Annotated in this window: 14 protein-coding genes and 1 tRNA gene; 1 reads left to right on the top strand and 14 read right to left on the bottom strand. The window is 36.5% G+C overall.

Going from position 1 to position 22554, the window contains the following annotated elements; genetic code table 11:
• Positions 1-2: 2 nt before the first annotated feature.
• The 7 genes from BM201_RS05135 to BM201_RS05105 all read right to left on the bottom strand — a co-directional run bounded on the left by BM201_RS05135 (position 3) and on the right by BM201_RS05105 (position 12300).
• A complete protein-coding gene (locus tag BM201_RS05135) occupies positions 3-3167 on the bottom strand; it encodes a SusC/RagA family TonB-linked outer membrane protein (RefSeq protein WP_092540276.1) in 3165 nt (1054 codons plus the stop codon).
• Positions 3168-4032: 865 nt separating this feature from the next.
• Positions 4033-4105: transfer RNA gene (locus BM201_RS05130), tRNA-Met, on the bottom strand.
• A gap of 357 nt (positions 4106-4462) precedes the next feature.
• Positions 4463-4645: a CPXCG motif-containing cysteine-rich protein gene (locus BM201_RS05125; protein WP_092540275.1), complete on the bottom strand. Its 183-nt coding sequence runs from the start codon at positions 4643-4645 to the stop codon at positions 4463-4465.
• 1 nt (position 4646) lies between these two features.
• Positions 4647-5993, bottom strand: coding sequence for a TolC family protein (locus BM201_RS05120; protein ID WP_092540274.1), 1347 nt, complete (start codon positions 5991-5993; stop codon positions 4647-4649).
• Positions 5983-9180 carry an efflux RND transporter permease subunit gene (locus tag BM201_RS05115; RefSeq protein WP_092540273.1) on the bottom strand — a complete coding sequence of 1066 codons (3198 nt, stop codon included), beginning with the start codon at positions 9178-9180 and terminating at the stop codon, positions 5983-5985. The genes BM201_RS05120 and BM201_RS05115 overlap by 11 nt, the downstream gene beginning before the upstream one ends.
• Before the next feature lie 2 nt (positions 9181-9182).
• Positions 9183-10319, bottom strand: coding sequence for an efflux RND transporter periplasmic adaptor subunit (locus BM201_RS05110; RefSeq protein WP_092540272.1), 1137 nt, complete (start codon positions 10317-10319; stop codon positions 9183-9185).
• 64 nt (positions 10320-10383) lie between these two features.
• Entirely contained in the window at positions 10384-12300 is a 1917-nt protein-coding gene (locus tag BM201_RS05105) for an ABC-F family ATP-binding cassette domain-containing protein (RefSeq protein WP_092540271.1), read from the bottom strand.
• A 66-nt stretch (positions 12301-12366) separates the two neighbouring features.
• Here BM201_RS05105 and BM201_RS05100 point away from each other — a divergent pair, with 66 nt between their 5' ends.
• Entirely contained in the window at positions 12367-12777 is a 411-nt protein-coding gene (locus BM201_RS05100) for a DUF983 domain-containing protein (RefSeq protein ID WP_092540270.1), read from the top strand.
• On the opposite strand, the gene BM201_RS05095 is transcribed toward BM201_RS05100, so the two are convergent.
• The 7 genes from BM201_RS05095 to topA form a co-directional block, all read right to left on the bottom strand.
• A complete protein-coding gene (locus BM201_RS05095; protein WP_092540269.1) occupies positions 12765-13820 on the bottom strand; it encodes an NAD(P)/FAD-dependent oxidoreductase in 1056 nt (351 codons plus the stop codon). The genes BM201_RS05100 and BM201_RS05095 overlap by 13 nt on opposite strands.
• 83 nt (positions 13821-13903) lie before the next feature.
• On the bottom strand, positions 13904-14797 hold the full coding sequence (porN, locus tag BM201_RS05090) for a type IX secretion system ring subunit PorN/GldN (protein WP_092540268.1): 894 nt from the start codon (positions 14795-14797) through the stop codon (positions 13904-13906).
• A gap of 15 nt (positions 14798-14812) precedes the next feature.
• Positions 14813-16372 carry a type IX secretion system motor protein PorM/GldM gene (gene porM / locus BM201_RS05085; protein WP_092540267.1) on the bottom strand — a complete coding sequence of 520 codons (1560 nt, stop codon included), beginning with the start codon at positions 16370-16372 and terminating at the stop codon, positions 14813-14815.
• A gap of 45 nt (positions 16373-16417) precedes the next feature.
• Positions 16418-17080 carry a type IX secretion system motor protein PorL/GldL gene (porL, locus tag BM201_RS05080; protein WP_092540266.1) on the bottom strand — a complete coding sequence of 221 codons (663 nt, stop codon included), beginning with the start codon at positions 17078-17080 and terminating at the stop codon, positions 16418-16420.
• 53 nt (positions 17081-17133) lie between these two features.
• Positions 17134-18504: a T9SS ring complex lipoprotein PorK/GldK gene (gene porK / locus BM201_RS05075; protein WP_092540265.1), complete on the bottom strand. Its 1371-nt coding sequence runs from the start codon at positions 18502-18504 to the stop codon at positions 17134-17136.
• A gap of 113 nt (positions 18505-18617) precedes the next feature.
• Positions 18618-19781: a formimidoylglutamase gene (locus tag BM201_RS05070; protein ID WP_092540264.1), complete on the bottom strand. Its 1164-nt coding sequence runs from the start codon at positions 19779-19781 to the stop codon at positions 18618-18620.
• Between the two features lie 4 nt (positions 19782-19785).
• A complete protein-coding gene (gene topA, locus BM201_RS05065) occupies positions 19786-22323 on the bottom strand; it encodes a type I DNA topoisomerase (protein ID WP_092540263.1) in 2538 nt (845 codons plus the stop codon).
• Positions 22324-22554 lie beyond the last annotated feature (231 nt).

The following is a 22554-nucleotide window of genomic DNA, read 5'->3' as shown; positions in this document are numbered from 1 at the left end:
TTTTAAAAAGTAATGTTCAATCCTAAATTAAATCGCTTTACAGTTGGATAAGCACCTTGGGATGCCCAACCGGTTCCGGCAAAATTAGACTCCCTATCATCTGGCATATCTGTCCATAAAAACAGGTTGTTACCGCTTAAGAATAATCTTAAGTTTTTAACCCCTAACCTCTCTGCTAAACTAGAAGTCGAATCGAACGTGTACGCGATCTCTGCATTTTTAAGTCTTAGATAAGATCCATCGTACATATACCTATTGGCTACATTGTAACTACTAGGAGTTGTAAGCCATCTTGGTACCGGAGAATCTGCATTCATGTTATTTTTAGACCAGTAACTTCCTTCTTCGTAAACCACATGGTTTTGAGATGAAAGACTTCCTAATACCACCTGGCGTGTTACGTTTTCTACACCATAGAATTGTACATAACTACTAAAGCCCTTCCAATCGAAACCTACCGTAGTATTATAGGTTCTTTGTGGTGATCCTGTAAATCCATACGGTATATTATCATAATTATCGATCACACCATCACCGTTAAAATCTACCAGGTGATAATTTCCTGGTAATTTTTGATTGTCATTTGTGTTGTGGATTGTACTACCGTATAACTGATCCCAGTTGTTATAGAATCCAGGAGTCACATAAGAATATGCCTGTCCAATCTGAAATCCTGCGTTTTTTTGATATGCAGGTAGTAAAGATGGATCATCTGCATTGATCACTTCATTTTGCGCTAATGTCATATTTACATTAGACCATAATCTTAATCCGTTTTCGAATCTGTAGTTTAAGTTTACATCAAACTCGAAACCTTCATTTTTCACTTCTCCAAGGTTCGCAACAGGAGCTTCTGTACCGTAATAAGACGGTATAGCTCTACTATTTCCGTTAATAAGAATATCTGTTCTTTCATCTCTAAAGTAATCGAAGCTACCTTCAACAAAACCATTAAAAAATCCAAAATCGATACCTATATTCGCTTTTTTAACTCGCTCCCAAGAGACTTCTGGATTTCCAACAGATTGCTCGTTAAACCAAGTGTAAGGACTTTGCTCTGCTGCCTCACCGGTAACACCCATTCTAGATTGACCTCCATACCCCCATTGTGTCATGTATAGAAAGCGACCGTTTACATTATCATCTCCTATTTCACCATAATTAGCTCTAAGTTTTAAAAGGTCAAGCCAGGAAACTTTTTCTAAGAGTCGTTCTCTCGACAATATCCAGCCTAAACCACCAGAGGAGAAAAATGCGAATCTATTTTCTGGACTAAATTTCTCTGATCCATTATACGCACCATTGTACTCCAGGGTATATTTATTATCGAATGTATAAGTTGTTCTAAACACCCAGTCTTCGCGGAATCTAGGAATTTCACTACCTGTGGCATTTTCATTTCTATTCATTAATCCCATCACAGCCAAATCGTGTTTACCACCAAAGTTTTTAGCATACTTTAACTGGAATTGATAGAATAACTTTCTATAGGAAGACCAATCTCTTACGGCTCCAGGACTTGTTGTCCATTCTACACCTTCCTGAAAATCGAAACGACTGTTTGGATTATAACTTTGCTGAAATAAAACGGTTCCCGTTGCTGGATCTATCCATTTTTCCTGGGTATCGTTATATTGATCGTTAATTCCCCGATCGGCTTCTACAAAAGTGTTATCTAAAGCAATGGTTCCATTAAAATTTAAACCATCCAAAATAAAATCAAGATCCTGATCTAGAGTGAAATTTGTGGTAAGTCTTGTAGTTGTTATATACTGAATACCACTTATCGCTAAGGTTCTAACCGAGTTAGAGGCCGCTCCTTCGTTAGGTGCATAATATCCCCATGCCCCGTCTGCATATCTTGGAAGAAAGGCATCTGGCGCAGTAGAATATGCAGCTAACCATCTTGTATATTCGTTCGCAGTAGACCACGGACTTTTTCTAACTCCGTGCGATCCTGCAAGATTTACCTGAAATAATGTAGATGGTGTTATCTGAAAATCCAGATTTCCCCTAACATTTAAACGATTAAAGGCATATCCAGGATCATAACCTCTACCATTATCATAATCTCTCATTAGATCTCCTTCACGAAGAAAATCTGCCGTAGTAAAATATTTTACAAAATCTGTACCTCCACTAACGTTTACGTTTGCATTGTAAGACATTGCATACTCTCTAAATAAAGTATTTGCCCAATCGACGTTTGGATAACGCTCTCTCTCTTCAAGATTTGCAGGATTACGGTATTTATCGATAATATCTAAAGGCAGATAATCGTTCCAAGCATTGGGGTTTAAAGCCAGTTCATTTTCTATAGCTTCGTTCTTAACACGTAAAGCATCGTAAGCATCGTACTTACCTGGTAATTTAGAAGGCACTTTCACAATAGTGTTTACTCTAGCTCTAATAATAGCTTTACCTTTTTCCCCTCTTTTCGTCGTGATAAGAATCACCCCGTTCGCTCCACGAACACCATAAACCGCTGTTGCTGATGCATCCTTTAACACCGAAATAGATTCTACAGATCCTATTGCCACACTAGACATTGGTCGCTCTACACCATCTACTAAAATAAGCGGCCCAGCATTATTCCAGGTACTCTGTCCCCTAATAAGGATTCTAGGATCTTCCTGTCCCGGCATCCCAGTACTCGCGCTGGTGACCACACCGGGAACATTCCCTGTAAGTGCAGACCCAATGTTGGTTACCCCACCTGTTCTTTCCAACGTTTCACCATCTACAGCGGCAATCGAGGCAACTACACTTTCTTTCTTTTGTTGACCGTAACCTACGATAACAACCTCTTGCAAGGCATCCTGATCTGGATCCATTACAAGATTAATTTCTGTACGACCACCGATTTTACGTTCTACAGTTTTGTAACCTATAAAACTAAAGACCAGAGTTGCATCTCCCGGTGCAGTGATAGTATAATTTCCATCCATATCTGTTACCGCACCAAGGTTCGGTACTTCCTTCACAAAAACATTAACTCCGGGAATACCTAAATTATCCTCTGAAGATGTTATGGTACCGCTGATACTTATTTGATCAACTTCCTCGGTTTCTGCACCGTAAACCGAAGTATTTAGAAGAAAATTAATCAACAGCCCAATAACAAACAGCTTTGTTAGATATGGGTGATCAAGTAATTTTATTTTCATATTTAGCTTGTTTTAATTCGATTTAAGCGATATAAAATCAATTTAATTCGCATAGTTCCTTTTCTTCGATAACGTTGTAGTAACTGAATTAAGAAAAAGAGAAATCAGATATCTCTTAGAAAATTCTTGCTGAAACGATAATGTTGTAAAATAATCTTTCACTCCTTTTTTGCTTTAAGTTTTAAATTTGCTCGATCCCAAAACCTTATTTAAAAATGAATGCGAAATACTCTAAAACGAAAGAGATTTAAGCTTAATTGAGGAAATTTTAATTTTAAGCGTAATTATTACACTATTATCAATTTTAACCCTCGATTAAATTCCTTTTTTTAGGTTTTGTTAACAGAATCAAATATATCTGTTAATTTGCTTTAACAAACCAAAGCATGTTACAAATACTTTACGCTATGTTACATTTGATATTCAACGATAAAGATCGAAAAAGGAAGAAGTAGCAAATAGACAGTAAAACCTTATAAAACAGATAATTAAATGGTTTTAATGTATTTGTTACATGTATTTTTTAAAATTGAAGAATAACTGAAGAAGAACGAACTCAAATTTATTCTATAAAAAGATTTTGGTATAGAATACAGGCTAAGAGTCCTAATAATAGCATATAAAAATTCATCATTTATATATTTTAAACACTTAAAAAGGCAGGGAATAAAAAATCACTGCAAATCTATGCTTTAAGTAGAACTAAAACCTAAGGTTCATTTCGAAGAAACTATTAAATTCAATTTTTTGTATGGGAATTTTATAGAAGAAGAAAACCTATAATTCTTTACAATATCAAACTGAAAAATGTCTTACTAAAAGTTGTAAAATAAAAAAGCCAGCATTTCTGCTGGCTTTTTCTTAGTAGCGGGAACTGGACTCGAACCAGTGACCTTCGGGTTATGAGCCCGACGAGCTACCTACTGCTCTATCCCGCGATATATATTGTATAATATCTTATTTCAGTATGTCTTGATATCGCTTATTGCGTTATCGGGATGCAAATATACGACGCTTTTTCACTTCTCCAAAACTTTTTTCAGAAAAATATTCAGTCTTTATAATGAATATCAAAATTGGATATTTTGAAGAAACATTTTTATACAAATTCGCTTCAGTCAAATCACTTAGGATCAATTCATTTCAAAATAAACATCCAGAAGATTCTGAAATTTCACCTTATTTGGGTTATCGAAAAAAATTTCAATTTTCTTTACAATCTTGAATAATGAGATGCGATAAATTTTCCGCAGCAAAAAAAAGAACTAAAAAGTATCGAAAATCAAAAAATCTTGCTATTGTTCTATACTATCTGCGGCAAACTCAATTAGTTCGCCATCCTGAAAAGCTACTCTAAATTCTATTGGATTACAACAATTCTCACAATCTTCGATATAAGTCTGTTGTCGTACAGAAGGATCTAAAAGTACTGAGATCTCTTCCCAGCAATACGGACATTGAAAAAAGTGTTCAAACATATCAAAACTCAATATTCAGCAATTGCCCGGTTAATTGCAGCAATTGCAATTCGGCTAATTTTGCATCGTATTTAGCTAAATTAAGACTCGTTTTGGCATCCAACAAATTAATTTGCGCCTGTCTAAACTCGATCGAAGATATTTGTCCTAATCGATATTGTTCTTCAGAACGATTAAAATTATCCTGGTTGGTAAGTACATTTTCTTCCTGAACGCGATAGATATAAAGCTTATTTTCGTAATCTCCCAATGCATTAGCGATATCACGTTCTACTTCTAACTCTATCTGTTTTTTCTGAAGTTTTTGATTTTCCTTACTAATTTTTGCATTCTGAATAGCGACACTGGTTTGCCCACCATCAAATAGATCCCAGGATAAATTTAAACCGGCTGAGAGTCCATCTGTAGTTGTGATAGAACCCGGAAAAAAGGCTGTAGCAGCACTAATATTTCTATTCCACCCATAAGAACCAGTAAGTCCAACTGTTGGTAAATATCCAGATTTACTTACTTTAATATCATAATCACTAATAATAATATTGCTTTGCGCCTGAAGCAAGCTTACGTTATTGTAAGCAGATTGCTCTAAGAACGACTCGATTTGCAACTCTGGTATAAAATTGACCAATGTATCTACCTGAAATTGGCGATTATTGATATCCCTGTTTAAAATCACATTCAAATCTCTTTTTGTGTTTTGTAATTGCTGGCGGGTTTCGATAATATTAATACTATCGGTATTCACATCTACTCGAGCATTTAAAACTACAAGATTGTTGGACTGCCCATACTCAAATTGATATTCGGCTCTTTTTACACGTTCCTGAGAAATTTGAAGCGTTTCTTCTAAAACCTCCATGTTTTCGCTTAATCTTGCTACTTCATAATACACCGTTAAAAGCTGAAGGATCGTATTCTCTATAGTTTCCCTGGCTTCTAGCTGCGAAAGATTATACTGTTCTTTTAAGCTTTTATAATTATAAAATCGGCCTAAACCATCAAAAAGCGTATAATCCAGGTTTATCGAAGTGCTATAAGATTCTCCCTCGATACCACGCTGATCTACATCATCTCCTTCTTCTGGTTCGGTTAGTCGATCATTTAGATCGTAATTATATCCTCCAACAGCTCTTACACTTGGTAAATAACCCGAGTTTAAAATACTCTGATTATTTTCTGCAATTTCAACATTATTATTGGCCATTTTTATACCGAAATTACTTTCTAAGGCCCTGGCAATAACCTCGTCCTTGGTAAGCAAGCTATCCTGTATACTTTCTTGCGCGTTCACTGAAAAACATAGCAACCCGAAGAAAAAGATCGTAAAATGTATAATCTTAGTATTCATCTCTATTTTTTTCAGATTCGTGTAATTCTTTAATTGTTCGCTCTACAGATTCTCGTTCTACCCTATTTCCAGTGGCCAGCCATTTGCTTTCCACTTTTATACTATTGGTGATCGATAGTAGTAATGGTAATAAAAATAGCGTTAATAAGGTAGCAATTGCAATCCCGTAACTTATTGAAATTGCCATTGGCTTTAAGAATTGCGCCTGTCTGCTCTTTTCTAAAAGTAATGGTGCCATCCCGGCAATCGTGGTTAAAGACGTTAAAAAGATGGCTCTAAAACGCGATTTCCCTGCTTCGTAGATTGCTTCTTTGAATTTTAAACCATCCCGTAAATTTCCATTGTATTTCCCTATAAGAACGAGCCCATCGTTCACCATAATTCCCACCAGGGCAATAATTCCTAATGCTGAAAGCATATTGATAGGAAAATCGTGAACCCAATGCCCCCAGGCAACACCAATTACACTGAATGGAATCATTAACATTAATAAGAATGGCTGACTGTAACTTCTGAAGGTAAAAGCTATAGTTGCATAAATCAGGAATAAAATAACCGGTAAAACGGCACTTGCTGAACTTACCAGTTTTCCCGCTTCACGATTTTGACCTTCGTAAGACACACTTAAACTTGGATATTTCGCCAATAGATCTGGCATTACATTTTCCTGAATATCGGTAAGAATATCTGTAGAACTTCCGTTAGGATCTTCCATATCTGCGCTTACACGAATTTCTCGCATTCCATCAAGGTGGCTAATAGATTCGGTTCCACGAATAATTTCATAATTAGCGATCTCATCGAAAGGAACACGATTTCCTGATGGTGTTACGATACGCATATCATCAAGATCATTTATCGAGGATCGGTTTTCAAGATCGTAACGCACCCAAACGCGAATCTCATCCTGCCCACGCTGAAAACGCTGTGCCTGCGTCCCAAAGAAACCATTTCTTACCTGTCGCATTACTTCGGCAAGATCTAAGCCTAAAGCGTAGGCGTTATTCTTAAGATTGATATTAATTTCTTTAATTCCCTTAGGATCGCTATCGTTCACATCTTTAAGCAGCGGATTATTTTCAAAAATCGCTTTAAGATCTTTTTTTGCAGCCTCTAGTTCTTCAAGATTATTCCCCAGTAATGAAACCGAAACAGGATCGCCACCAAAATTTCCTCCAGAACCAAAGGTTAAGGTTTCTACACCATAAACAGGACCAACTTCATCTCTAATAGCATTGGTGATTTCTGGAGCCCCAAAATCACGCTCCTCACCCGGCAATAAGTTAACCTGTACAGAAGCTTTATTATTTCCCGGTCCTACTCTTTTTATCGTATTTTCTATTACAGAAAGGTTTCCAGTTTGTCGCTCTGTAAAATCCTCATTAACCTTCCAGGCTGCATTTTCAACCATTGTAATGATAGAATCTGTTCGTTCAGGATTAACACCTTCAGGCATTAAAAGATCTATCGAAATTCTATCACTCGCTACACTTGGAAATAAAGTTATTCTAATAATACCACCCCCAATTGCTCCAAAAGTCAAAATTAAAACCGCCAAAAGAATCCCGATACTTAAAATCTGCTGTCTAAGAATAAAATCTAAAATTGGTGCGTATAGTTTATCTCGCAGATAGATCATCACACGATCACCAACCTTATTTACATTTCGCATCTTCTCAAAAAATCTGCCTATGGCTGACTTTGGTTTTGGTGCATTACGCTTTAAAGCTTTTGAGTGCGCAATGTGCGCAGGTAAAATAATTAGTGCTTCTACTAACGAAACCACCAGCGTTAGCATCACTACGGTAGATACTTCGCCAAAAAATTCGCCGATCCGGCTATCCAGAAAAAGAAAACTCGCAAAAGCTAATATTGTAGTAATTATTGCTGAAATAATTGGAGGTACAACTTCGATCGTTCCATCTAAAGCCGCTTTGATAGGGTTTTTACCCATCTCGAAGTGCTGATAGATATTTTCTGAAATTACAATACCATCGTCCACCAGGATCCCGATCACAATGATCATCCCAAATAGAGAAAGTACGTTTATGGTTACCCCGAATTGTTCAGCAAAAATGAACATCCCTAAAAATGCAACCGGTAAACCAAATGCTACCCAAAAAGCAAGTCGTGTATTTAAGAAAAGTGATAAAAAGAAAAGTACCAATACAATTCCCATCACTCCATTTTCTACTAAAAGCTGGGTTCTTTGCTGTAATCGAATAGAAGAATCAAAAATAACATCCAGTTGCACATTACTGCTTCTTCGATTATAATCTTCAATATACTCGTTAACCTGTTCTGCCGCAGCCAAAAGATCTTCAGAATTGGTGTTACTTATCGTAATATTCACACTCTGATTTCCATTGAAAAAAGATGCATTGGGTGTTTCTGAAAATTGATCTGAAACCCTGGCAACATCAGAAAGTCTTATGATTTCACCACTAGTGGTAGATTTTAAAACAAGATCCTGAAGATCTTCAGCATAATAAGAACGATTATTAGCTCTAATTAGATAATCCTCACTGCTGGTTTTAATAGTTCCCCCGGTGGTTAAAATATTAGCTCCAGAAACAGCCTGGGCTACTTCTTCAAATGTAAGATTGTATGCTAGAAGGTCATTTTCTCTAACGGCGATTTCAATTTCTTCTTCAGGAAAACCATCAATTTCGATCTGAGAAATACCGTCCATCATTCGCAGATCATTTTCTATCTGCTCACTGATTCTTTTTAAAGTTACCAGCGGAATTTTCTCTCCACTAATGGCAAACCTAATGGTAGGACGTATAGATTCTTCTTTTGCAACGATTAAAGGTTCCATTCCGGTAGGAAAAGTGGGAACGCGATCTACCGCATTTTTCACTTCGGTAAGCATCACGTCTATATTCTCGTCGCGCTCGATCTCTACCGTGATCGATCCACCGCTCTCACGTGCAACGGAGGTAACCCGTTCTATCCCATCTAAACCTTTTAAATTATCCTCTATTTTAAGAATAATTCCTTCTTCGATCTCCTCTGGTGCAGATCCTGGATAAGTGACATTTATATTGATCATTCGGCTTTCCTCTAGTGGAAAAAACGATGATTTTAGTGTAAAGGCTCCAATCGCTCCAAATAGAAGGAAGGCGATAATTACGATATTTACCGCAACTTCGTACTTTATAAAGTAACCAATAAGTTTTCTCACAGCTATTCTGTTTTTGCGGTGTCTTCTATTTCTTCAGCATTTACTAACTGCCCGGCATAAGCTCCCGGCACAGATGCTGCAAGCATTTTTGTACCGTCTTCTAAACCTTTTACAACAACAGTTTCTGTACTAAAATATACCGGCTCTACACGAACCAAGTCTAAAACGCTATCTTTTACCACGTACACTTTAGAACGCTCTACTAATAATTCCCTCGGAATTTCAAGTGCATTTGGTTCTTCCTTGGCATCGAGCATTGCTTCTAAATACATCCCTTCCTGGATGTTTTGCCCTTCAACGCGAATAAACACCTGGATGGTTTGTGTTTCAAGATTTACCCTTCCGTTAATTCGGCTTACAGTACCAGTGTATTCTTGAGTTCTATCTAAATTCTGAAGTTTTACTTCTTTACCAATCGCTAATAGATCACTAAACTTTTTGGCAATGGAAACCTGAAGCTCATAAACCGATGGATCTATAAATTCACCCAGTTTTTGTCCAGATCTAATAAGTGTTCCTTCTTTTACTAAAGCTTCGGTTAAAATACCATTGAAAGGCGCAACATGCGTATATTTGCGCAAACGCTCTTCCAGATTTTTAATATTATAATAAGACGATACGATACCTCGACCACTTATAAAGTACTTTTCTTTATCATTTTCGATCTCAGGAAGATCAGGAACAGATTTATTAATGCCGAAATTGTTTAAATAATCCTGCCATTTTTCGAAGACTTCAGGATAATCCAAACGTAAATCTGGCATTATCGCTGTGATACTGTTATAAAGATCACTTTTAGCCGATTGTACGCTGGCGGCATATTCCGCAGAATCGATATTCAATAAAACCTGACCTCTTTTATATTCCTGCCCGGGCAAGAAATTATGACTACTACTTCTAAATATCCCCTGAACTTCTGAGTAAAGTTCGAGTTTTCTTAAAGCAGAAACATTTCCATTAGCGGGAATACTAATAGGAACAGTGTCGTTTTTTACTGTTTTTACAAATACGTTTTTTACAACCTTTTGAATTTTGGGATCCTCTTTTACGTTACTATCGATGATCCACTTCGCTGCAAATACGGCTCCAACGATAAGTAGGAGTCCAAGAACTGAAAGAATTATTTTGCGTTTATCCATAATTATTTAATTGGACTCTTAAAACCCGTTAAAGTTTAATTGAATATCTTAATTTTTTAAGAAACTAGCTAATACCCTCTATTTCCAGCTGTACACCCTCCCATTCCTTCATTAAGGATTTTAAGTGCTTCTTCTTATCGTTGTAACTATCCAGAAAGTTTGGCTGGGCAATAGTCTTTTCGTAATTAGTTGCTAATTCGTGATCTTTCTTTTTAAGATCCTTTTCAATTTTAGTGATTTTAGACTCTATTTTACTCAACCTGTTATTTAGCCCTTTTAATTTTTTCTGGTCTTCGTAAGATTGCTTTTCTGTAGTTTCTTTTTTTACCGTAGCTTTTGGAGTTTTATCTCTTTTCTCCACCGCACGCATATCTTCAAGTTTACGCTGCTCTAAATAATAATCGATATCGCCTAAATACTCTTTTATCTTTTTATTTCTGAATTCGTAAACGGTACTTGTTAAGCCCTGAAGAAAATCCCTGTCGTGAGAAACAATGATTAAGGTTCCTTCAAAGTTCTTACAGGCTTCTTTTAAAACATTTTTAGATTTAATATCCAGGTGGTTGGTAGGCTCATCCATTACCAGCACATTAAAAGGCTGTAGCAACATTTTACAAAGCGCCAACCTGTTACGTTCCCCTCCAGATAAAACTTTCACTTTTTTTTCTACATCGTCCCCACGGAATAAGAACGATCCCAGCATGTCACGAACTTTTGATCTATTGCTCTCGTTTGCAGCATCGACCATGGTGTCGTAAATACTTTTTTCTCCGTCTAAATAATCGGCCTGATTTTGTGCAAAATAACCCAGCTGAACGTTATGCCCTAATTTTAGATTTCCGGAGTGAGAAATTTCATCGATTATAATTTTCGCCAAGGTTGTTTTTCCCTGACCGTTTTGTCCAACAAAAGCGATCTTACTTCCACGCTCGATAAGTAAATTAATATCATCTAAAACCTGGTGTTCACCGTACGCCTTACCCACATGCTCGGCTTCTACAACCACTTTCCCAGGCTGAACAGAAACCGGAAAACTAATATTCATCACCGCATTATCATCTTCATCTACTTCGATACGATTAACCTTATCCAGCTTTTTTATTAATGACTGTGCCATCGAAGCTTTAGAAGCTTTTGCTCTAAATTTTTCGATAAGCTTCTCTGTCTGCTCAATCTCTTTTTGCTGATTTTTCTGAGCAGCCAGTTGCTGTTCTCGGAGTTCACCTCTTAGCTCTAAATATTTAGAATATGGCTTTTTATAGTCGTAAATTCGGCCTAAGGAAATTTCTATTGTTCGGTTGGTTACATTATCCAAAAACATTTTATCGTGAGAAACTAAGATCACACAACCGGGATAAGAATTAAGGAAACTTTCTAACCAAATGATACTTTCAATATCAAGGTGGTTAGTAGGCTCATCGAGCAATAAAATATCGTTATTCTGAAGTAAAAGCTTTGCTAGTTCTATTCGCATTCGCCATCCTCCAGAAAAAGTATCGGTAAGCTTTTCGAAATCTTTTCTTTTAAAACCAAGACCAAGCAAAACTTTCTCTGTTTCTCCTTCGTAATTATAACCACCAATAATTTCATATTGATGGGTAACATCGGTAAGCTCCTGAATTAACTCTGTATAAGAATCGCTCTCGTAATCTGTACGCGTTGCTAATTGATGATTAATTTCATTCATTTTAGCCTCCAGGCGTTTAATTTCTTCAAAAGCCTGATAAGCTTCATCTAAAACAGTACGACCCTGTACAAAATCGATATCCTGCTTAAGAAAACCAATTCTTAGATCTTTATCCTTGGCAATCTGTCCGCTATCATATTCCTGATCTCCAGAAATAATTTTTAACATTGTAGATTTCCCGGCTCCATTTTTACCAATAAGACCTATACGGTCACCGGAACCTAAACGAAAACTAATTTCCTGAAATAAATATTCTCCTTGAAAAGAGACTGAAAGATTATGTATGTTGAGCATTATTGTAACTAAAGTATCTTATGATTCGTGCAAAGATGACTAAATTTGTAATGCAAAAAAAATATTATGAAATTCTTAAAAGGCACTAAGTTGTATAGCATATTCACCGGCACCTGTCCTGTATGCCAGGAAGAAAGCATGTACAAAGAGAAAAACCCTTTTAAACTAAGCAAGGTGTACGAAATGCACGAGCATTGTTCACATTGCGGGACTAAGTACAAAATAGAGCCTTCTTTCTTTTATGGAGCTATGTATGTTAGTTATGCGGTTGGAGTTGCGTTTGCTGTTGCTTCCTTTATCATTGCACATTATTTTTTGGGCGGCGGATTATTAACTTCCTTCTTCGCTATCGTTGGGACGTTAATTATCTTTATGCCTATAATCATGCGCCTTTCGAGAAATATATGGATTAATTTTTTCCTGAATTACGATAAGGACGCTGTTGCGAAGGCAAAACGGCAAAATCAGGATCTATAAAATTTCTTCTGAAAACGCCGAATATCAACCTCTGGCGGTAACGGAATTTCATCTTCTATAAAATTAAGCAGCTTTTCTGAAATCAAAGGAGCTATTAAAACACCACGGCTTCCAAAACCATTACAGATAAACAATCGTTGATGCTCTGGATGATTTCCTGCCAACGGACGACGATCTGATGTCGCTGGGCGTATCCCGGCAACCTGATCTACAATTTCGTATTTGCAATTGATCATTTTATCAAGATCCATCTTCAATTTTTCTTTTGCTGCTAAGGTGGGGGCCTGAGTTTTATCCTGATGATTATAAGTCGCCCCAACCTTGTATAAATCATTTCCTAACGGAAGGATGAAAATCGATGATTTTACAGCCTGTTTTAACTGAAGTTCTTCCGATCTAATCACTAGATACTCACCTTTATTCCCTCGCAACGGCAAATAATTGAAATAAGGATTATTTACAACTCCAAAACCCTCACAAAAAATAATATTTCTGGCTTCCAGCCCATCATAAGAAACGCCCTTCCCACTAATTTTCAGTTTAGAATAATCGAAGCGTTGATTTTTTAATATTTGATGTTTTTCAAGGTATTCTCTATAGGTTCTAACAAGTAATTCAGTATCCAAAGCTCCAGTTTTCTCTACTTTCCCAAATGAAAAATCTCCGGGAATAGCATTATTTACCTGCCGTATAAGTTGTGTATTTAAAAATGGAGATAATCTGAAATTATCGGCAGCCTCAAACCAGTTATTCTGTTCTTCAATCGAATGAAATCTACGGTAAATATTGAATGGTTTTAAAAGCTTTTCATCAAGCTCCTCTTCCAATTTTTGATAAAATGGAATGGAATAATTTATCTGTTTATCGGCTTCCCAAGCAAGCGTAAATCGCTTTAAAATAACCGGATTATAAATTCCGCCAGCAACTTTTGTTGAAGTTTGAGAATTATCTTCAAAAACAACAAAACTGCGCCCTCGTTTTTGCAACTGACTTGAAATTGCGATTCCGCTAAGTCCTAAACCAACAACTATATAATCCAGCATAATTTATGTTTAAAAACTACAAATTAAGAATAAAAAAAGCGCCTCTAAAAGGCGCTTTTCAATTATTTATAAAGAATTATCTCTTAATAATTCCACATATCCTGTTCAAAATTTCTAATCTGCTCCTTAATACGTTCAGATTCCAATAATTGTAGAAAGCTATTATCAACAATATAATCATTGATTTGGCGATCGCCCTGCACATTATCTTCTTTGAAGATCACAGCATTAAATCGTCTCGCATTTAAGAGTTGATCAAAAGAAATGGTCGTATTATTACCAATATAAGCTTTTGCATCATAAAGTACTTCTCTGGCATCTGGATACCAAACCCAGAAAAGATCTACTAATTCATTCCCAAGTTCAGAATCATCAATAAAGTTAACATCTGGAGCTCTAGGTGCAATTCCTAAAATTCTATATTTCAGTTCGGCCTGTCTTTTATCAAAGTACCAAATACCACGAATCTTATATTCCTGAATATCTGCAGCTCCAAGATCTCTACGATCTATAAACTGTTCTTCAACTTCCTGACCGGCATTATACTGTTCGATACCGTAATCTGTTGTATCAACTTTAGAAATTGTTGCCTGAATATCTTTTAATGTCCTTTTTTCAGTAAAATAAGAATCCGCATAAATATTTTCGATCTTACCATCTTTAATAGCTCTAATCAAAACATCATACAAGGATCTTCTATTTGCTGAAATATTTAAAGTATCAACGGGATAATACAAAGGAAAATTCACTCGTTCATCTAAATCGATGATCTCCCAGGTACCTTTAGACCACAGTACATCACGATCATCTACATAACCATACTCTAAAGGGCCTCCATCAACATTTTCTGCGATTTCCGCATTACGTGACTTCCCAATATCTTCAGGTTTTTCAGCATTTAAAATATTAGCTGTTTGTGCTACGCCAGAAAAACTAACAAGCCAAAACAAACTATATATTATATATTTCCCTTTCATAATATTCTACTTTTCTTAATTCGTAAGTTCTATAAAAACCGGAGCTATCTTCTTAAGCTTATAACCACTATTAGTAGTTAGAGTAGCGTCAATATCAAAGATTTGTACAGTTTCTCCTCTACCAGCTCTACGCAATGCAGCCTTAGCAGCATTATCTAACCTATTACCTCTAACAGTAACCGTTGGTTGTCCAGAAACTTTAAAGCTAAATCCTGTTACTCTTAACCCAATATCGAAGTCGAAATCTGGTAGCTCAGCTCCTACCTCAGAACCTTCTAAACTGTTTCTCTGCATTTTTACTGAACCAGTTTCTCTTCGTATTGATCCAACCGGACTTGGAATATCTTTAATTCTGAATGTTGAACTAGAAGGGTAACTTTTCCCGTCAATTGTTCCCGTGACATTGATCTTAACTTCTCTTTGCTGAAGTGAAGTTACATCCATTACATAACTACTTCCAGAAGTTCTTGATAAACCAGGTGCATTTGCCTGAACATTATTATCTGGAACACCAGCCATTGAAATGGTCAATGGGTTTTTTACTCCACGATAAAGAACATTCATTTTATCTGCAGAAATTGTTGCTGAATTTGGTTTTGGGATTACAGCAAACTTTTGGTTTACAGGAACCTCTATAGGATCCTCTTCTCCTTCATTAAACACAAGTTGACCAGTAATTGTGTGATCCCCTGCATTTCCTGCCGGAACGTTTAGCACAACTCTACCACCCTGAAGGGAATAATCATCTTCAGAAAGTGTTCTCCCGTCTAATTTTAATTCAATTTTATTAGGCTTTGTAGTTTCATCACTTCTCCCAAGAACAATAGCTCCGTTAAAAGTTTCACCCTGATAATAAGCTGATTTTTCAGCTTGCAAGATCGTGGTATAATTACTCATAGAAACTTCCTCTTGTAACTGTCCAGCTAACATGGCTGATAGAACATCATTCTCAGTAGTTTTAACATCAGATTGCAATTGAGTTAACTGAGTGATTGAAGCTATTAGTGGAAAGCCTTCAAAGTTATAAGTTAGCCATGGTTTTTTTGTTCCTTCACTATCTTCTACCTCATCGGTATTGAACTTACGAGCAATTTCATTATTTAAAGAACTAAACTCTTCTCCTAAAATATTGATAATACTTTCACGATAAGTGTTTATCTTATCTACAAATTCCTGACCTTCAGGACTAATTTTACCTCCTTTAAAGAACTTCTCGTCTAAAACATCTGTTTTATCCATCGCTTGATAATCCTTTGGATCATCTAATTCTCCGGTTAAATCATTTTTCACCCCAGCAATATAAGTATCTAATTCCTGAGATAATTGATTTATAGTTTCTGCTTTTTGAGCCAACTCAGCATACTTTTCAGCTTGCTCGTTTGCTTTGGTTTGTAAACCTTGCATTGCTGCAACATTTCTTTGCTCGGTAGTGGCGTTAGATTCCTCTAACCTTTCATTCATCGAACCAAAGGCTACAAGAACCTCCTTAGACATATTAAGCGCCATCATCGCGATGAACACTAAATACATCAGGTTGATCATCTTCTGTCTAGGGCTTTGTTTTCCTGATGCCATTTATTTATTTTCTAATTAGTTTATTAATATAAAGTATCAAAAAAATTAAGCTCTTCTTTGTACATTCATAGCAGTAAGCATACCACCATAAACTCCATTTAAAGAAGCTAAGTTTTCAGTTAGAGAATCCATCTCAGCTTTAAGCTTGCCAGCATTTTCAGCCACAGCCTTATTAACTTCAGCTTGCTTAGATGCAGATTCTACCTGAACTTTATATATACTATTTAGAGTTTCCATTTGAGTTGCAGCAGTTGTTAATTCCTGGCTATATTTTTTCTGTGATGCCATGGCATCTACAGTTGGCGCTATACCTTTGGCAGCACCTTCAAAGTTCCTTATACTATCTCCAAGACTACTCATTAACGAAGCATCTACTTTTGCATCGCGTAACATTTCATCTAGTTTCTTAGAAAGCATTCCCTGTGCATCTTTAGTCTCTTCGATCACTGTTTCTTTTTTTCTTGGGGATGTGATCGCTGCACTTCCCTGTGCTAATTCTGGATAAACAAGGGACCAATCGTATCCTTCGTCCACAGGTTCAAAAGCAGATACAAGGAAAACAAATGCTTCAGTTACAAGACCAGCTATCAACATCTCGTTACCAAAAGGCCAGTGCATAATTTTAAAAAGCGCTCCAATGATAACTACGGCTGCACCAATACCGTATACCATATTCATAATTTTCGCTCTAGTTTTTGATTGTGCCATAATAAATAATGATTAAGTTTTTTAGATTGTTATTTAGGGGGTTGTTGGTTATTCTAATTTGAAGGCGTTTGTTGGTTAAGTGGCACGTCGTTACCTAGATAATCCTGCACTGTTCTAAAACCAATATAACTTCTTGCTGAATCTGCATACTCGTAGTCTCTCGATGACACCTGTAAGAAGTAAGCCACATCTTTCCAAGATCCACCTCTTACTACTTTTCTAGGATCCTCATAATCATCTACGGTAGGATTCATAGAAGACATATAATCATAAGATGAAGCATCGTAAGAAGAGTTAACCCATTCTGCCACGTTACCAGCCATATTATATAATCCATATCCGTTAGGATCAAAAGATTTTGCTTCAACAGTATATAAAGCTTGGTCTGCAGCATAATCACCTCTTAAAGGCTTGAAGTTAGCCATAAAACATCCACGATCATTTTTAGTATAAGGACCTCCCCATGGGTAAGTTCCTCCTTCTAAACCTCCACGTGCGGCATACTCCCATTCTGCTTCAGTAGGTAATCTGTAATGAGGAACATTATTATCTCCTCTGGATTTACGAAAGTCGTTATTGTATTTTGTTCTCCATTGTGAAAAAGCTCTGGCTTGTTTCCAGTTAACTCCCACTACAGGATAATCATCAAAAGCACTATGCCAAAAATAATCGTTATGCATAGGCTCATTGTAAGAATAATTAAAATCTTTGATCCAAACTGCAGTATCTGGATATACCTCAACAACTTCAGTTTTTACATAATCACGACGTTCACCTGTTCCTCTCGCTGCAGCCTGAACATCCATCCAGCTATACTTAAATTTTAGTTGCTTTACATCTATCGTTCTGGTTCCGTTAAAAGCATCTTCCTGCGGAATGTATAATTGATCCATTACTCGAGCATAGGCTACATCTGGATAATCTTCAGTATCCCACTCAATATCTATATCTTTATTTAATTTACGGTTTTCATAGGCATCCATTTCTCCTCCTGTACCATAAGTCTCTAGCATATATTGCTGATACGGAGTAAGATCTGATTCATCTGCATCTGCAAAAGCATACTCTCCAATACCATCTGCACCTGGAGTAGCTCCTTCAAGCTCTGCTTCCATTGCAAGCATAACGCGCACAACTGAATCTTTGACGTAATTTACAAATTGGCGGTATTCAGAATTCGTAATTTCGGTTTCGTCCATGTAAAATGAGTTGACTGTAACCGTCTTTGGCGGAGCATTTAGTTGTCCTGCTATATCATCATCAGACTTCCCCATAATAAACGATCCTCCCGGGACCAACACCATCCCAAAAGGTTCTTCAGGGTTCCATCTTTTTCCTTCCGCACCTACAAGTTGCCCTCTGTCATTACTTCCACAACTGTAGATTAAAGCAAGAACAGCAACCAGCGAAACAATTTTCTTCATAATACTTTTTAGGTTAAGACATCTCAATTTAAGGCAGTAAACCTATCTAATTATTTTCTAAAAAACAATAGTTTTAAGAAAATTACAATATATATAGGCTTGGCCAAAGTCTATTAAACTTCGTTTTTTCTTTTTGCTTTATACCATCTTTCTGGAATAACCTGATTGCAGGCTTCCAAATAATCTTCTTCACTACATGGTAATAACGTGCTTCTTTTTAATTTAGTATTAGCATCTGCTACGTACGGAATTTCGATCCACCACCGACCGCTAACCGGACTTTTAAAAAACACTAGTACATCATCATCAATTGGCACCTGATATTTAATAAATTCCTGTTTTGCCGCTAAAGTATTCTCGTTATTCCTGTAGTTAACACCTTCAGCAAAATACCAGATCATCTGCGCTAACAACATATTAGACAATTCTCCTAAAGATGAATTATATTCAAAAACTCCAAAAGAACTTACCTTATCACTTAAGCCGGCATATCTAGAAATTGCACAGATCTCTTTACCATTAAATCCATTTGGCGATCTAAAAAATGTAGTTCCCAGAGATCCAGAATCCACACAATTTAAATCTACACTAACTAAATTGGCCGCTCTCATTATGGGTTCGATAAGTGAAATATCATTACTAATTTCACCCAGACGATAAGCATCAAAAAATAATCTATCCATCAACTCTATTTCATCCTGAGAATTAAAATAGGTTTGATATCCAATATTAGAATAATTGAATAAATTGTAAGGTTCGTTTACTATGATCTTAGAAACATAAGATTTATTAGAGATTACCTGTTCTGCATCTCCAAGATCAAATCTTGCATCTACATTTACAAGGTTCACCATTTCGTCTAAGGTATCGTAGGCACGGTACTGTGCATAAATAAGGTCCTGTGAACCACCGAGTAAAACCGGAATAACATCCATTTTCACTAATTCGGCTACCGTTTTTTCTACAGCAAAATAGGTATCCTTTACACTATCTCCCTGCTGGATATCTCCAAGATCTGCAATATTCACATGCCAATTCCCCGGGAACAAACTATAAAAAGCCTTTCTTATTCCGTCGAAATTCAAAAGTTCGTCTTCATAAGATTCAGCTAAACGATTTTCCCGAATTCCAACTATAGCGATCTGAACATCAGTTAGATCTGGCAAGCCGTTTAAAACCGAATTAAATTTTGCTTTTGCACCAATACTATGCTGACTCAAAGCTTCAGCATAACTTATCAACTCATCACTTACAGGACTTAAAAAATCCAATTCCATTCAGTTATTTTTTGGAAGTTTTCTTCGTTGTTTTCTTAGTCGTTTTTTTAGCAGTTGTCTTCTTTTTAGTAGTCTTTTTAGCCGCTTTTTTCTTTGGCGCTTTTTTAGCTATGATCTCTTTTGCTTCCTCTAAAGTAATCTTAGTAGCATCTACTGTTTTAGGCATTTCAACTTTTGTCTTACCTTTTATAACATTAGATCTACCCCACCTGGCCTTCTCGACTCTAATTCCTTCTTCTTCCCAATTGCTAATGATCTTCTCGCGCTCCTTACGCTTCTTATCTTCGATAAGTTCTACAATATCCTCATCAGACAAATTATCGAAATCGTATTTTTTATTCACATTAATAAAAATACCATTCCATTTTAAGTAAGGACCAAAACGACCGACTCCTTTTTGAACAGGCATATCCTCATATTCATAAATAGGAGCATCTGCTTTCTCTTTTTCTTTGATAAGCTCCATAGCGCGATCAAAATCAACACTCATTGGATCTTCCCCTTTTTCTAAAGAGACATATTTTTTACCGAATTTCACATAAGGTCCATAACGGCCATTATTTACCTCTACTTTTTCTCCTTTATATTCACCTAATTCCTTCGGAAGTTGAAAAAGATCCATCGCCTCTTCATAAGTAATACTATCTAAGGTTTGATCTGGACCTAAACTTGCAAATTTTGGCTTTTCATCGTCTTCTACAGATCCTATCTGAACCATTGGTCCAAATTTCCCTAAACGCACACTTACCGGCTTTCCAGTTTCAGGATCTTCTCCTAGGATTCGCTCTCCAACTTCACGATCTGCGTTCTTTGCAACATCCTGGACATGGGGATGAAAATCGGTATAAAAATCCTTCATCATTTTTGTCCATTCTTCATTTCCTTCAGCAATATCATCAAAGCTTTGCTCTACTTTTGCTGTGAAATTGTAATCAAGAATATTAGAAAAATGATTCACTAAAAAATCATTTACTACCTTTCCTACTGCAGTGGGTACTAATTTTCCTTTATCACTCCCTACGGTTTCGCTTAATTTCTTTTCTGAAATTTTCCCGTTCTCAAGGATAAATTGAGTGTATTCACGTTCTGTTCCATCAACAGAACCTTTTTCTATATAATTTCTATTCTGAATAGTTGAAATCGTAGGCGCATAAGTAGATGGTCTACCTATCCCTAACTCTTCTAACTTTTTAACTAAAGATGCTTCAGTATAGCGATAAGGCGGTCTCGTAAAACGTTCAGTAGCATTTATAAAAATATTCTGAAGCTCTTCATTCACCTTCATATCTGGCAGCATTCCGCTTTGCTCTTCAGAATCTTCGTCGTCACTTCCCTCTAAATAAACCTTTAAAAAACCTTCGAATTTCAATACTTCACCATTAGCGGTAAAAAGTTTATCGTGTTTATTCGCTTCGATCTTTACATTGGTTCGCTCCAATTGCGCCTCAGACATTTGTGAAGCAATAGCTCGTTTCCAGATCAATTCGTATAAACGCTGTTCATCACGATCTGCTTTAACGCTGTGACTCGCAAAATTAGTTGGACGAATTGCTTCGTGAGCTTCCTGCGCTCCTTTAGTTTTACCCCTAAATTGTCTTGATTTAGCGTATTCTTCTCCGTATGCTTTAAGGATCTCACGCTTCGCTCCTTTTCTTGCATCATCAGATAGGTTTACACTATCTGTTCTCATATAAGTAATATGACCGGCTTCGTAAAGACGTTGCGCCAAAGTCATCGTTTTACTTACAGAAAAATATAATTTTCTTGAGGCTTCCTGTTGTAATGTAGAAGTTGTAAAGGGTGGCGCCGGTGATTTTTTCGCAGGCTTTTTTGTAAGATCTGCAACTTTAAAATCGGCTCCTAAATTATCATTTAAGAAAGCTTCTGCTTCTTCTTTAGTATCAAAATTCTTAGGAAGTTTAGCTCTAAAAGTTTTACCTTCAGCATTAGCAAATTCAGCATCGATTCTATAGGAAGCTTCCGGAGTAAAATCTTCGATCTCACGCTCACGTTCCACAATTAATCTTACTGAAACACTTTGCACCCTTCCGGCAGAAAGTCCTCCTTTTACTTTACGCCATAAAACGGGCGAAAGTTCATAACCTACTAATCGATCTAAAACCCTTCTTGCCTGCTGCGCATTTACAAGATTATAGTTTATACCTCTTGGGTTTTCGATCGCATTTAAAATGGCAGATTTTGTGATTTCGTGAAAAACAATTCTCTTGGTGCGATCATTCTTAAGCTTCAATTCTTCGGCCAGGTGCCAGGCGATAGCTTCCCCTTCACGATCCTCATCACTTGCGAGCCAGATCATTTCAGCATCCTTCGCTAAGCCTTTAAGCTTTCTTACTACATCTTTCTTGTCTTTAGAGACGATATATTTAGGAGAAAAATCTCCTTCTGTATCTACTCCTAACTCTTTGGTAGGTAGGTCTGCTATATGCCCAAAGCTTGAAGCCACCTTATAATCTTTCCCCAAAAACTTTTCAATCGTTTTTGCTTTGGCAGGAGACTCCACGATCACTAAATTTTTTGCCATAGTTTACATTTTTGTAAGTGCAAAAGTATATCAATTTTTTTTTAACCTAATAAATGATTTATTAAATAGGTTTTAAATTAGAAGTATTATAAGCTATTGAGCCTTATTTTGAAAGTATTTTACACAAAAATCACATGCCCGCAACGAGGCGGGCATGCAAAAATAAACCAAACATAAATAACAATCGTAATTAAGAAACTTAATAGATTGATTTTATTATCTTTATACCAA

The organism is Zunongwangia mangrovi, from assembly GCF_900112105.1.
In the GTDB taxonomy this organism is placed as follows: Bacteria; Bacteroidota; Bacteroidia; order Flavobacteriales; family Flavobacteriaceae; genus Zunongwangia; species Zunongwangia mangrovi.
The sequence above is the reverse complement of the archived record's forward strand: the minus strand, read 5'-3'. Positions and strand labels throughout refer to the sequence as shown.

Bases quoted from the DNA above. Each gene is read 5' to 3' on its own strand.
- porL (WP_092540266.1), bottom strand. From the start codon at position 17,080: ATGGCACAATCAAAAACTAGAGCGAAAATTATGAATATGGTATACGGT.
- BM201_RS05120 (WP_092540274.1), bottom strand. From the start codon at position 5,993: ATGAATACTAAGATTATACATTTTACGATCTTTTTCTTCGGGTTGCTA.
- BM201_RS05100 (WP_092540270.1), top strand. From the start codon at position 12,367: ATGAAATTCTTAAAAGGCACTAAGTTGTATAGCATATTCACCGGCACC.
- BM201_RS05070 (WP_092540264.1), bottom strand. From the start codon at position 19,781: ATGGAATTGGATTTTTTAAGTCCTGTAAGTGATGAGTTGATAAGTTAT.
- BM201_RS05135 (WP_092540276.1), bottom strand. From the start codon at position 3,167: ATGAAAATAAAATTACTTGATCACCCATATCTAACAAAGCTGTTTGTT.
- BM201_RS05110 (WP_092540272.1), bottom strand. From the start codon at position 10,319: ATGGATAAACGCAAAATAATTCTTTCAGTTCTTGGACTCCTACTTATC.
- porK (WP_092540265.1), bottom strand. From the start codon at position 18,504: ATGAAGAAAATTGTTTCGCTGGTTGCTGTTCTTGCTTTAATCTACAGT.
- BM201_RS05095 (WP_092540269.1), bottom strand. From the start codon at position 13,820: ATGCTGGATTATATAGTTGTTGGTTTAGGACTTAGCGGAATCGCAATT.
- BM201_RS05105 (WP_092540271.1), bottom strand. From the start codon at position 12,300: ATGCTCAACATACATAATCTTTCAGTCTCTTTTCAAGGAGAATATTTA.
- topA (WP_092540263.1), bottom strand. From the start codon at position 22,323: ATGGCAAAAAATTTAGTGATCGTGGAGTCTCCTGCCAAAGCAAAAACG.
- BM201_RS05125 (WP_092540275.1), bottom strand. From the start codon at position 4,645: ATGTTTGAACACTTTTTTCAATGTCCGTATTGCTGGGAAGAGATCTCA.
- porM (WP_092540267.1), bottom strand. From the start codon at position 16,372: ATGGCATCAGGAAAACAAAGCCCTAGACAGAAGATGATCAACCTGATG.
- porN (WP_092540268.1), bottom strand. From the start codon at position 14,797: ATGAAAGGGAAATATATAATATATAGTTTGTTTTGGCTTGTTAGTTTT.